Source organism: Anabaena sp. CS-542/02 (assembly GCF_028331085.1).
In the GTDB taxonomy this organism is placed as follows: Bacteria; Cyanobacteriota; Cyanobacteriia; order Cyanobacteriales; family Nostocaceae; genus Anabaenopsis; species Anabaenopsis arnoldii.
The window spans coordinates 14,068-27,219 of the sequence record NZ_JAQMTM010000087.1; the positions used below are offsets into that span (position 1 = coordinate 14,068).

At 42.1% G+C, this 13,152-nt stretch carries 10 protein-coding genes; 3 read left to right on the forward strand and 7 right to left on the reverse strand.

Features of this window, described 5'->3' with window-relative positions; all coding sequences use genetic code 11:
• Positions 1-3: 3 nt before the first annotated feature.
• Positions 4-654 (reverse strand): pentapeptide repeat-containing protein, encoded by a 651-nt coding sequence (locus tag PN447_RS10250; RefSeq protein ID WP_271762847.1) that lies wholly within the window; start codon positions 652-654, stop codon positions 4-6.
• 308 nt (positions 655-962) lie between these two features.
• On the reverse strand, positions 963-1,358 hold the full coding sequence (locus PN447_RS10255) for a hypothetical protein (RefSeq protein WP_271762864.1): 396 nt from the start codon (positions 1,356-1,358) through the stop codon (positions 963-965).
• Between the two features lie 433 nt (positions 1,359-1,791).
• Here PN447_RS10255 and PN447_RS10260 point away from each other — a divergent pair, with 433 nt between their 5' ends.
• On the forward strand, positions 1,792-3,027 hold the full coding sequence (locus PN447_RS10260; RefSeq protein ID WP_271762849.1) for an RNA-guided endonuclease InsQ/TnpB family protein: 1,236 nt from the start codon (positions 1,792-1,794) through the stop codon (positions 3,025-3,027).
• A gap of 818 nt (positions 3,028-3,845) precedes the next feature.
• The gene (locus tag PN447_RS10265; protein WP_271762852.1) at positions 3,846-5,435 is read left to right on the forward strand and encodes an alkaline phosphatase D family protein; all 1,590 of its coding nucleotides are present in this window, start codon (positions 3,846-3,848) and stop codon (positions 5,433-5,435) included.
• Positions 5,436-5,491: 56 nt separating this feature from the next.
• Here PN447_RS10265 and PN447_RS10270 read toward each other — a convergent pair whose 3' ends face one another.
• From PN447_RS10270 to PN447_RS10285, 4 genes are all read right to left on the reverse strand, one after another.
• Positions 5,492-6,712, reverse strand: a complete 1,221-nt coding sequence (locus tag PN447_RS10270; protein WP_271762854.1) for a DUF4336 domain-containing protein — start codon at positions 6,710-6,712, stop codon at positions 5,492-5,494.
• 182 nt (positions 6,713-6,894) lie between these two features.
• Positions 6,895-7,263: a hypothetical protein gene (locus PN447_RS10275; protein ID WP_271731247.1), complete on the reverse strand. Its 369-nt coding sequence runs from the start codon at positions 7,261-7,263 to the stop codon at positions 6,895-6,897.
• Positions 7,264-7,305: 42 nt separating this feature from the next.
• The gene (locus PN447_RS10280; RefSeq protein WP_271762856.1) at positions 7,306-9,027 is read right to left on the reverse strand and encodes an ABC1 kinase family protein; all 1,722 of its coding nucleotides are present in this window, start codon (positions 9,025-9,027) and stop codon (positions 7,306-7,308) included.
• Positions 9,028-9,593: 566 nt separating this feature from the next.
• On the reverse strand, positions 9,594-12,185 hold the full coding sequence (locus PN447_RS10285; protein ID WP_271762858.1) for a M1 family metallopeptidase: 2,592 nt from the start codon (positions 12,183-12,185) through the stop codon (positions 9,594-9,596).
• A 154-nt stretch (positions 12,186-12,339) separates the two neighbouring features.
• Between PN447_RS10285 and PN447_RS10290 the strand changes: the two genes are divergently transcribed.
• Entirely contained in the window at positions 12,340-12,843 is a 504-nt protein-coding gene (locus PN447_RS10290; RefSeq protein WP_271762860.1) for a GNAT family N-acetyltransferase, read from the forward strand.
• A 60-nt stretch (positions 12,844-12,903) separates the two neighbouring features.
• On the opposite strand, the gene PN447_RS10295 is transcribed toward PN447_RS10290, so the two are convergent.
• Positions 12,904-13,152, reverse strand: a 249-nt coding sequence (locus PN447_RS10295) for a hypothetical protein (RefSeq protein ID WP_271762862.1), incomplete at its 5' end; no start/stop codon positions are given.

Genomic DNA, 13,152 nt, shown 5'->3' on the forward strand with positions numbered 1-13,152 from the left:
TTGTTAACTATGGATGGCACCATCAGGCATAATTGCACCGGCTAAATTAGCACCAATTAATTTTACCAGCAGGCGATCGCCGGAACGAATCCGCGCCCCTGTCAAGTCGGCTCCGCGCAGGTCAGCCCCACTCAGGTCAGCCCCAATTAAATTAGTAGAGCGTAAGTTAGCTTCTCTGAGGTCGGCTAAAAGTAAATTAGCTCTAAACAAATTGGCTTGAGATAAATTTGCTCCCCGGAGAATGACTTTATGCATAAAAGTATCACTCAGGTCAGCACCACTCAAGTTAGCATAACTCAAGTTTCGCCCAGATAAATCCTTGTTGCTGAGGTTAGAGCCGCTGAAGTTCTTACCACTCAAATCCGGGTTAGAGCTAGGTGGTTTGTAGGTACTGTGGGGTGGTTTGTTGGGTGGAGATACCGGAGAATGAGCAACATGGTTATGCTTCTTGCCATTTAAAGCTCGCAATTGATCACGAGCTTCATTAATAGCTTTGAGCTTTTCTTGGGCTTTCTTTTGTAAGCGAAGATTATCTTGAGGAATGCGATCAGGATGCCAAATGAAAACCAAGTCTTTATAAGCCTGGTTGACTTCCTCAAGTGTGGCTCCAGGTTCTATTTCCAAAACTCGATAATACTGCTCCATCTCGCTCATCAGGTATTTTTGTCAACAATCTTAAGTATGAGTGATGCAGCCGCCACATCAAACCTACTCCAGTGTAGTTTTGATGTGGGAATTAGTCAGAATTCCACCCTAGTCAAGCCCTAGGGCGGGTGATTCTCCACCAGCATCGATTCCACCAGCAGAATAGTTTTTCTCTAACTGAGATTTAAATATTATACAAGCCTGTTTGAGGTAACTCAGTTCATAAATAACCTTTTGATCCTAAATTCCCACATAGTATATTTAACGTATTGGGAAGGCATGAGATATTTGTCTATGTTTTTTGGAACTATAGTGTGTTACCTATTTCTCCACCGATGCATGGCTCTCCAATAAGCCATAAGTGGAAACTGATAAATTTCTGCCAAAATCCACATAATAATTGATAAATGTGACAAAAAAGTGAGTATTGTCCAGATATAGGGTAACCAAGTAATGGGTTCATCAGATATTGGGGGTAAGTAATAAGCAGCTAGGGCAATGATAGTTGTAGGGATAACCACAAAAGCAATTGCTGCTGCACCATAACCCCAACCCAGTTCCACCCCTTCTAGTTGGGGTTCTGTCCAGTTAAAGCCATTCCAGCGCCATATCAGGGGCGGTTGCCGAGAAGGCATTTTGATTTGTTGTTCTTCTAGGTTGACAGTAAAAATCTCATGACAGAAGTCACAGGCCATAGTTTCCATCATAGGCATCTGAGAAATTTTACCGACGCGACAGACAGGACAGGGGTAAATTTCTTGCAGGTCCACAATAATTTAATGAATTTATAGTCATTTATGTACATTTCTAGTATAATATTATTATGAGTGTACGATCATTAAATGAATGAAACTATCTGATTATGCAAAAAAGGTAGGGATAAGTTATAGAACTGCGTGGCGTTGGTACAAATCCGGCGTAATCACAGGTTATCAATAACCTACAGGAACCATAATTATTAATCTACCTGAAACTAACCAAAACCCTAACAAAGTTGTAGCTATCTACTGCCGTGTTTCTGATAATGGTTCAAAAGACAACTTAGAAAGACAAGCTGAAAGGTTAACCCAATATGCTTTAGTGCAAGGATCTATGGGTTAAGAAGAGCAAAGAGAAAAACAGAACGTATCACTCAGGAGTTACAAAATGAAGCTGATTGAGCGTCATGTTATTAAACCAAGTCACCCAGCATACAAAGAAATAGATGAACTTTGCTTTAAATCGAAGAATCTATACAATGCTGTTAACTTAATAGTTAGACAGGAATATATTCATAACAACAAGCATATTAATTATGCTGGATCCTATCATCTAATCAAAGAATCTGTTGATTATAAAGCTTTGCCAGCAAAGGTAAGTTGTCAAATCATTAAATTAGTTGATAGATGCTGGCTTTCATATTTTGCAGCTATTAGTTCTTTTACGACAAACCCTGATAAGTTCAAAAGTCGGCCTAGACTACCTGGATATAAACATAAAACAAAAGGTCGTTGTGTGGTCATTTACCCTGCACAGGGTATTAGCAAAAGAGGGTTAAAAAAAGGGTTATTACAACCTTCAGGTACAAATATATCTATTTCAACTGCTATTCAAAGTAAAGTTAAAGAACTTAGATTAGTACCTAGAAGTGGATTCCATGTAGTAGAGGCTGTTTATGAAAAGAATGAAGTAGTCACAGTTAGGAATCAATATATTGCAGCTATCGATTTGGGGCTTAATAACCTGGCCACCATAGCTTCAAACAAAAAAGGCTTTCAGCCGTTGATTATTAATGGTCGCCCACTAAAGTCAACCAATCAATTCTTTAATAAACAAAAAGCCAGACTCCAATCGAAGCTTCAAACTCAAGACCCCAATAGATACACCTCCAACAAAATATCCAATCTTCTCACCAAAAGAGATAGTAAAGTTGATACCTATCTACACCAAGCTAGTAGAACCATTATTAATTACCTTCTACAAAATCAGATTGATACTTTGGTGATTGGTAACAACAAACAGTGGAAGCAAGATATTAATATTGGTAAGCGTAACAATCAAAATTTTGTTCAGATACCCCACTATAAATTTATCCAGCAGTTGGTTTATAAAGCTAACTTAGCTGGGGTTAAAGTTATTATCAACGAAGAAAGTTATACCTCTAAGGCTAGTTTTCTTGACCTTGATAATATCCCCGAGTACCAAAAAGGGGCAGAAGGTGTATTTAGTGGTAGAAGAGTAGCTCGTGGGTTGTATAAAGCTTCCAATGGAAGGTTAATAAACGCTGATTTAAATGGGGCGTACAACATATTAAGAAAAGCAGTCCTGAACGCTTTTGCAGACGGGATAGAGGGGTTAGGAGTAACTCCAATCAGGTTTACCCCTGGTAAAGTGACTTTGTAGATTTGTCTATAATTTCACAAACTCTAAAGATGTAGTGAATATTTGAGAACGAGGCATAATTAAACTCCGTTCTACTCAAAAGTTTATGGGATGAATAGAAGAAAATTGGGTAAAAATCAATTGATTTAAGGAATGTGTTGAGTCTGTTAAGCAGTGAGCAACTACTGTTGATTCCTGCAATTATACTGATTTTATAGCTGTTTAGCTATTTTATGGGTTTCGATCCTGGATACAGTTTTTATGATGACGGCATTACTTAAAACTCCTATTCAAGTATAGCACTACGCATACACGTTAGGACATCATAATTTTGGTTTTAAGGGAACAGGGAACAGGGAACAGGGAATGGGGAACAACAAGCAGGGAAATGTCCTAACACTTGTGGTTACTGCTATATATAGCAGGGGGCACCGGAGCTGGGGGAAGCCTTGAAACGCTTGAATTTCAATGGTTTTATCTTCTGTTTGTGTCCTAACCACCTTGGCGGTTGCTATATAATTATCTTTTACTGCAAATGTTCACCCATATTCAACAGCAATTACTATTGTTACTGTTCTTAATCAAGTTTTAATTGCCCAAGGCGCAAATATAGAAGAATTAAGTTATTTTTAACGTTCCCTTCAGACAGAATTAATCTTTAACCAGTATTGTCAGGCTAGCAAAGTAAGCATCTAAATCAATCGAAATATTAGATAAGTATGAAAATTCCAGCCTGATTTTCTGGAAAAAAGTGGTTATGGAGTTCACATAACCTGTCATATCTTTCTAAAGTCGAATGCTTCTGTGCTGAAATTTACCTGTTACTCAGGAATAACACAATGGCAGACTACTTTAATTTTGAGCGGCTTTTGGGTAATCGCATCAAACGACGTAACTTAATCATTGGGGCGGGAGCATTCACTGGTTTGACCTTGGCCAGTCAATTTTCCCATGACCGAGTTATGGCAAGGGGCAGATTTTCCGATTATCCTTTTAAGCTGGGTGTAGCATCTGGTGAACCTGATGCAACTAGCGTAGTTATTTGGACTCGTCTAGCTCCTGAACCTCTCAATGGGGGAGGAATGCCACTTGCCAACGTCCCAGTTCGCTGGCGAGTAGCCAGAGATCCTGACATGAGACGAGTTGTAGCTAGAGGTACTATCGTAGCAACTCCGGAATTAGCCCATTCTGTTCGAGTTGTAGTTTCAGGTCTGGAACCGGAAAATTGGTACTGGTATCAATTTACTGTCGGCAGAGAAGAAAGCCCCATTGGTCGTACTCGTACAGCTCCTTCACTACAAAGCAACTTGAATCAATTTAAATTTGCTTTTGTCTCTTGCCAGAACTATCAGCAAGGTTACTACACTGCCTATAAATATTTAGCAGAAGATGATCTCAACTTGGTGGTACACACGGGAGACTACATCTATGAAGGGGGAATTTCCAGCACAGCTGTTAGACCACACAATGGTTCAGAAATTTTCACTTTAGAAGACTACCGCAACCGTTACGGACTCTATAAAAGCGACCCCAATTTACAAGCCGCCCATGCAGCTTTTCCTTGGATTGTGACTTGGGATGACCACGAGGTGGAAAACAACTACGCCAATAACATTTCAGAAATTGATACTGAACCAGATCAAAACCGAGAAATCTTTCTGCAACGGCGAGCAATTGCTTATCAGGTTTACTATGAGCATATGCCTTTGCGGCCTTTCTCACGACCCATTGGACCGGATATGCAGATGTTCCGTCGGTTGTCCTTCGGCAACTTGGCCACATTCCATGTTTTAGATACTCGCCAATATCGTACGGACCAACCCTGTGGTGATGGCACAAAACAACGTTGTGACGAGGTTTTAAACCCAGAAGCTACAATTCTCGGAGAAAGACAGGAAAGGTGGTTATATGAGGGTTTAGACAGTTCACAGACTAAGTGGAATGTTTTAGCCCAGCAAGTACCCATTGCACAACGGGATTTCCAACCCGGTGAAGGACAAACGTTTAGTATGGACAAGTGGGATGCTTATCTGGCTTCCCGCAATAGTTTGATGAATTTCCTTGCACAGCGTAAACCTTCTAATCCTGTATCCTTAGCAGGGGATGTACATTCCAACTGGGCAATGGATCTGAAAGCTGATTTTGATAACCCCAATTCTGCTACCATTGGCAGTGAGTTCGTATGTACTTCCATTAGCTCTGGTGGTAATGGAACAGACATCCCCCCCAACGTAGCAGCTTACTTACCCGATAATCCACACATTAAGTTCTACAATGGTCAGCGGGGATATGTTCGCTGTTTACTGACTCCTAGAACTTGGACAACAGATTATTTAGTCATGTCCAATGTGACAACTCCATTTGGTACCATCAGCAAACGAGCAACATATGTAGTTCAAAACGGTGTTCCCGGAGTACAACCAGGCTAATCATTGTTGTCTATGACCAGAATCTCGTACCAAAGTTGAACTTTGGTACGATGTTATTAAACTTTTTCCTGTGCTGGTGGCACAATACCACTGTTTTTTAAACCTTGATCAATTTCTCTGAGTAATTTAAAATCCTCCTCTGGTAAAGGGTAACTATTACTCTCCCCACTGATAGGCGGATGGTTTTCTAGGAAAGAGAATGCTTGACGAAATTTATCAGGCTGTGCTTTGATGGGTGCGTCGAAATGACAAGGAACAATCTGCTCAAAATCCCAACTCCCCACCTTGTCAGCCCAGTTCAGGGTTGCTCTGGGTGCGCGGTTGAGAATTAGTGTTTGCAAAATTGGTGCTACAAATAAACGACCTTCACCTCTAAGTAGCTCAAAGGAGCTTTGCCAATCTGACCGCCATTTAAAGGGAAATAAGCCAAAATAGGCTTTGGGTGAGCGATTAGGGGCTTTAGTCGCCTCACGCCAGACTTGACTCCATCTGAGGATTTCTAGCACACTGGGACGAAAGTACAAAGCAAATAAGGCAATACGTTGCCATCCCTTGCGGCGATTGACGGGATTATCTGCTATAATGTCAGATGCCCTATCTTTGGCATGGAATAGCAAAGGATATGGATCTAATTGGGCGATCGCCGGTGGTTCTGCTGATACAGATACCACAGAATCTGTTAATAATAAGGTGCGCGATCGCTTGTCGAAAAATGCTACCTCAGCAAATCTCCCCGGACCGAGTTCTATAGGACCGAGAATTGCATAGTCAAATTGGTCAGCAAATGGTGTATTTCTGCCGTGTGCTGGTAATATATGAGTCCGGTTACCAGGTAAGCCCAGCCAGGTAAGGGGAAGATTTAGGGGAAAGCTCCATTGATGGGGGGCGACAAAAACCTGTGTTTTGGGGAAGCATCTAGCAAAAGGACCCACGAACACCTTGTGTTCTACTCCTGAAATTGTCGGCAAAATAATATACTTAACATCCCCATGTTCTGCCACCAACTCTTCAACCAGCCTCAGACATTCTGGAGTAGGTGCAACGGGAGCATATACTAAAAGACCCCCCTGTTCTAGCTTAACTATAGTCATGCGAATCGGCACAACAACGTAAAAAATCCCCTGTAGTTGGTCAAAGATCCAGATAGTATCTTTAACTACTTCCTTACGGATTGTCTGGCGCTTGCCATACGGGTAGAGTGGCAATGTCAACCAGAAAGGCCAAAAAAACTCTTGCTCATCAATTTTTGGCCTTCCTGTACTTTTATCATCAGCCACTGTGCAACCCCTCCCAACTTGCCAAAGCCCAAATCAATGAGCGAAAAACTTACTTATTATCTTATGATTATTTTAAGATCAACTCAGGTGTGACCACACATATTATGTGAAAAATAAAAAGCTGTAGAGACTTTTGGAATTTCCCTACAGTTGCTTCTAATTAACCAAAAATCCTGTGATGATCAAGAATCTAAATCTAGAGCTTGCATTCCTTCCCGTTTGGCAAAAGTTAGCATACTTCCCAACTGGAACCAAACCAGTACACAAGTCAAAAGACTAACTGGTAATCCCACCGCCAAAGCCAAGAAAGAAGGAAAGCCAAATATCTCTAGACCGGATGAGAGAAATAGACAAACACCAGCAGTAATTCCTAGAAATGGCACCAATAATTTTTTTAATGCGGAAGGAGATTTAGTATCCTCGGAATTATTCTTTGGCCATTGCTGCACGATTACTTTTAGTGTGCCAGATAAAGCGATACCAGAAGTTAATGCCATCAAAAAGCCGATTAGGAGCAGAAAATATGGTGGGTTTGCTGGGTAATAGTACATGAAAACTCCGAATTTATATGGAAAAGTAATACACCAAAAAACTTAAACCTGGGATTTTTTACCCTTTGATTCGACATTAGCAAAAGCAGATTTGGGAATAATAGCCGTTACCCCTTCTCTAGATAACTGCGTCAACATACCCATGGCTGCATCTAACAACCGATTCGGTTTGATGTCATCTTTAACAATATCCCACAGGCGTTGAACTTCTGCGGTATGGAGGCGGTCATCTTCAGTGAGTGCCAATACCAACTTACGGCGGAGAAATCCACCCTCCTCAGACAGCAAATATTGTATTCCCATTTGTGCGGTAGGTAATACATCAAAGCTGCTGTCATTACGAGCAATTTGGATCAAGTTCTCTAAGCGTTGCCACTGGAACCGACCATCTTTAAACAACACGTTCAACAGTCGCCGCCTTAATTCTGGAGATTCCCCAGTTAGTAGTCGTCGGGCGATGTAGGGATAACCCACTTCTACAATTTTGAAATTAGGGTTGAGGCTGAGGGCAATACCTTCTTGAGTTACCAGAGAACGAATAATTAAAGCAAACTTGGCGGGAACTCGAAACGGATATTCATACATCAATTCCGAGAAATCATCAGTAATGGTTTTAAAGTTAAATTCATTGACATTCTTGCCAATGGCATTTCCCAATACTGATTCCAATGCCGGGATAATTGGGCCAATATTGGTATTTGGTGTCAGAAAACCCAAATTGACAAAATCTGTGGCTAAATCGGCGTAGTCTTTGTTCACCAGATGCACTAAGGCATCTACTAAACTTTCTTTGGTCACTTCCTCAAGCTGGTCCATCATGCCGAAATCAATGTAAGCCATACGTCCATCAGGCATGGCGAACAAATTCCCCGGATGGGGATCAGCATGGAAAAAACCATGTTCTAATAGCTGTTGTAGTCCTGAAGTTACGCCAATTGTGATGATTCCCTCTGGGTCTAAACCGGCTTGTTTGATTCTGGCACTATCAGTCAGTTTGAAGCCATTAATCCATTCCAGAGTTAAAACATGGGTGTTGGTATAACTCCAGTAAATGCTCGGAACTTTGACTCGTGGGTCGTTGCGAAAGTTACTGGCAAATTTTTCCGCGTTACGACCTTCATTGATGTAGTCAATTTCCTCAAATAATTTGATGCCAAACTCGTCCACAATTAAAGTTAGATCGTGACCGAGATTCAGGGGTAGCCAAGGCGCTAGCCATCCAGCCATCCAACGCATCAAATAAAGGTCAAGGGTGATCACCGGGCGTAAGTTGGGGCGTTGCACTTTCACCGCCACTTCTTCCCCAGTTACTAGACGACCACGATAAACTTGACCTAAACTAGCAGCAGCGACTGGTTTAGGGGATAATTCGCTAAAAACTTCACTAATTGGTCTATCTAACTCGGTTTCAATGATTTGATAAGCGATCGCATTATCAAAAGGTGGTAACTGGTCTTGCAGCTTGATCAGTTCCTCTAAGAAATCCTTGCGGATTAAGTCTGGCCGGGTAGATAGGGCTTGACCGACTTTAATAAATGTCGGGCCAAGTCTAGTAAGTAGTTCTCGTAACTGGGAAGCACGTTTACCTTTGTTTTGCTCAACTTTATCTTGCCATTCGTCCCACTTGAGACTCAAAATAAATCCAGCAAAAGACCAGATAATTTGTAACATTCGCCCCCAACCAAGCCAGGGACGATAATCATAGTGGCGAGCGATCGCCTCCGCATTGTAGCGTTGTAGCTGACCAGGTTGATACTGACCCACGCCTTTACATACCTCTTCAACTGGGAATTCTATACTTTTGTTTTTTTTATACCCCCACTTACAAATAGATTGTAAGTTTGGAGTTTTGGTAGTTTTTATTAAAAACTAGGGAATTTAAATTTTCTCTGGGTCATATTCTCGGCGGCCTTTTCAGGTGTAAAACAGCCTACACTCTGCCCAGACGTTTTTATCTTTTCCTTAATTATACTTCATAAAAGTACAAATATTCGAGAATTGGTGATTGGGCAATGGCAGAAGCAGAATTTTAAGTTTCTCTTCAGCATTCACTGACCTCGCCCTACCATCCTTGCTGTTATAGCACTACGCATACACGTTAGGACATCATAATTGTGGTTTTAAGGGAACAGGGAATGGGAAGGATTGGGAAGGATTGGGAAGGATTGGGAAGGATTGGGGAACAACAAGCAGGGAAATGTCCTAACACTTGTGGTTACTGCTGTTAGCGCGGGTAAATTTATTAGAGTCCCCGTCAAGCAAGAATCCCCTTTGCGGTAAGACCAGAGGCTTCTTGCTGTTTCAGCTAAGATTGATGGGATGACTAATCACTACTGACCGTGAGATTTAGCTTCCAGACCGGACAAGCGACTTTTCAGTTCTTGATTTTCCTGTTTCATTTGGTCTAGTTCCTCACGTATCTGGCGCAGTGCATTGTCAGTACCCACATTCTTTTGCACCCGGGAAATCTCTTCTTCAGCATAACGGCGCACACGCCCATCTACGGCTTGGTCAGCGAGCGATCGCAAAATTCCCATAGCTTTGGGAGTTTCCATTTGTCCCAAGGCCACCACCACAGCCACTTGAGTTAAAAAGAAGGTTTCTTTGGCTAGTTCCCCTAATCTTGCTAGAATACGTTCTAAATTCGCCGGACTTTGACCTACCGAAATCTTACCTAAAGCCCGAATTGTAGACAGGCGTAGAGGTTGGGGTACACCAAGTTTGGTGTATTCTAGTAGGAGATTTAAGGCAGCTTCCGAGGTTTTCAGTTCAGCCAAACCACCCACAGCACCACTCCTGACAACTTCATTCCAACCAGCCCTTTTTTCCAAAACGGATTTTAGCAGCTTAATTACCTTTTCTTCCTTGGGTTTTTCTGCCAAATTTAGCGATGCGATGCACCCCACAGCGCGACTAGCTGCTGCTTCTACGTAGTAACTGGGGTCACCATTTTTCAGTAATTTTTTCACAGCTTTGTAACTGTCATAGGTTTTGATGGTGGCCAATGCTTCTACCACCGCCCGGCGCACAAAAGGATTTTCATCTTGTAATCCTGGTACTAAGCCATCAAATGCTTGATCTAACTTAATTTCCCCCAGTTGTTTAGCCGCTTCTACCTGCACACCCCAAAATGAATCATTTCTCAGTGCATTTGACAGTGCCATGGTAGCTTCTAATCCCCCTTTCTTTGCCAAGGCTGCTGCTGCATAGATGCGAGAAATGGGGTTGGGGTCAAATTCTAACTGTGCTTTTAACTCTGGTACTGGATATTCTAAGGTAACAGTTTTCAAGAAATTATTCCCCACATCAAAGCTGACAAATTGCGGTTTTTCTGCTAGGGGAAAGTAAAAGCTTTGTTCCCGTTCATTCACCCGCACTGTAAAAGTATTGAGTTGTGCAGCTTGACCGGGTTGGGTATAACCAAAACCAATGGGAATTTTCAGGTCAAATAAATCTTTACTGTCATTCTTGTCTGCTTGGGTTTGAGTGACCGTCACCTTGGCTAAATTAGCATCCCCATCCCAAGAGTAAGCTATTTTAAAATCGGGGTGACCACCACGATAAACATATTGGTCAAACAAAAAGGCTAAGTTGCGTCCCGTGGCCTTTTCAATGGCTCTGAGTAAGTCTACTGTTTCTACAGTTTTATGGGCATTATCCCGGACAAAGGTTTGAATTGCTCGCCAAAACAATTCTTCCCCTAATTCTGCCCGGATCATGTGATAAACACAAGACCCTTTTTCGTAGATATGACGGTCATAAAGCTCTATGGCTTCCCGGTAAACATGAGTTACCATGGGACGACGGTAGCGATCGCTATCTTCACTTAAGTAACTTCTAGCTTCCAATAAGCGATAGTATGCCGCTTCTTGGTCACCATATTCATGTTCCGTCCACATCACCTCAGAATAGGAAGCCATACCTTCCTTAATCCAAGCATGAGACCAATGTTTAATCACCAGCAAATCACCAAACCACTGGTGTGCTAATTCGTGGACAACTAAACTTTCTGTGTTGCGATTATCTAAAGCGGCGCGTTCATCCAGCAAACATCTATCTGTTAATAGGGTTGTGGAAGTATTTTCCATCCCCCCAAAGATGAAATCATCTACACAAACTTGAGCATATTTAGGAAAAGGATAAGCATAACCGTACTTTTCGCTGAGAAATTCCATCATCCGGGGAGTTTTACCCATGCTACGTAGAGCATCATCCTTTCTCCTCTGCTCTACGTAGTATGTCACTGGTTTATCTTGCCACTGGTCGCAAATTTCCGCAAAATCACCGACGGCTAAAGTCATTAAGTAGGTAGGATGAATCTGCTTTTGTGACCAATGGTAGATTTTCTCCTCCCCATGCTCTTGGGTATCAATCAGTTCGCCGTTAGAAATAGCCATTAAATCTTTGGGAACCCGCACCCGAATTTCTGAGGTAGAAAGTTGTCCGGGATAGTCAAAACAGGGAAACCAGAAACGAGAGTCTTCATCTTCCCCTTGAGTCCAAACTTGGGTGGGCTTGTGGGGATAGTATGGGTCTGGTTGAATAAAGTATATACCGCGTTGGGGTTTTTCTCCTGAGTAGGCGATCGCAATCAATAAATGCTGACCAATCTGTGTGGGTTGAGACAGTTGAATAAACAGCTGTTCACCGTTATAGTCAAAACTTTGCGATATCTGATCTACATAAACAGACTCAATCTTGAGGTTGACAGCATCCAAAGTCAACCGGTTAATACCACTGCGAATTGGTAACAGGCGAATGCTGCAAGTACCGTGGTAACTTTGGTGAGGAATATCTAACCACAGATCAAGAACAATATGCTCTACTTGTCCAGGTCGGTCGGGGTTGTAGTGAGGTTTAGCACCTGGTAATTCAAAGGATTTACGACCGTTGTTTTCTGTATCAAAATAAAACTGTGACATTGATGGTTTGTGACCTTTTAATCTGTGAAGAGTCTGCTTATCTGTATGTAGATGCTATCTGGTTAATATCCCAAGGTCAAAGTCTCCTATCAAGGCTATTAACTGAGTACATTGAAGATAGATCCAGAAAAATTTTCTGTGCGAGCCTGAGCCAATGAGAAAATATTATCAAGATTTTTTGATCCGTAACTGGGAAATAGGCGATCGCACCAGAGCCGCTTCTGTTGTCAGTTATGTATTATCAGAATACGGTCTGGGCTGGGAACCCCAAGGCGCAGACAAAGATGTCCTGCAAGTAGAGGAATTTTACTTAGTCACCGGAGGTGAGTTCTGGGTAATTGAACACCAAAATCAGCTAGTAGGTACGGGAGCATACTACCCCACCCAACGGGGTCAGAATGCTGTAGAAATCCGCAAAATGTATCTTTTATCCAGTGTCAGGGGTTTAGGACTGGGAAGATATTTATTACAAGAGCTAGAAGCAGCGATCGCCTCCCGTGGGTTTCAGCAAATTTGGATTGAGACCGCCAGTATTTTGGTGGAAGCCGTCAAGTTGTATGAAAGCAATGGTTATCAACCCGCTACAGGGGTGGAAACGACGCGCTGCGATCGCGTGTATGTGAAATCGCTGCACGATAGTTATACCATTACGTTATAAAACTGCCCTCTGTGAAAAATGGTTCAATCACCACTCAAATAGAGTGATGAAAGTCATTTATTATACAGATATCCACACTAGTGGGAGGGGTAAATCCTCACAGGGGTAGGTTTTTAATATGATTTGTGCAGGCAAGACCACCGAAGACAAGGAAGGCTTGTCCTGAGGGTAGTCGAAGGGATGGACAAGGAAGATTTTATACGGACAATGGTTTTTTGACGGACTATTTTTGTGACTAAGAATACAGACTTTGTACTGTTTTCCTCCCTTGTCACCTTGTCCACCTTGTCCACCAAGTCTTGCCCTCAC

What these genes read in the sequence shown, in the direction of transcription:
- PN447_RS10250 (WP_271762847.1), bottom strand. Translation starts at nt 654, where the DNA reads ATGAGCGAGATGGAGCAGTATTATCGAGTTTTGGAAATAGAACCTGGA.
- PN447_RS10255 (WP_271762864.1), bottom strand. Translation starts at nt 1,358, where the DNA reads ATGCCTATGATGGAAACTATGGCCTGTGACTTCTGTCATGAGATTTTT.
- PN447_RS10260 (WP_271762849.1), top strand. Translation starts at nt 1,792, where the DNA reads ATGAAGCTGATTGAGCGTCATGTTATTAAACCAAGTCACCCAGCATAC.
- PN447_RS10265 (WP_271762852.1), top strand. Translation starts at nt 3,846, where the DNA reads ATGGCAGACTACTTTAATTTTGAGCGGCTTTTGGGTAATCGCATCAAA.
- PN447_RS10275 (WP_271731247.1), bottom strand. Translation starts at nt 7,263, where the DNA reads ATGTACTATTACCCAGCAAACCCACCATATTTTCTGCTCCTAATCGGC.
- PN447_RS10285 (WP_271762858.1), bottom strand. Translation starts at nt 12,185, where the DNA reads ATGTCACAGTTTTATTTTGATACAGAAAACAACGGTCGTAAATCCTTT.
- PN447_RS10290 (WP_271762860.1), top strand. Translation starts at nt 12,340, where the DNA reads ATGAGAAAATATTATCAAGATTTTTTGATCCGTAACTGGGAAATAGGC.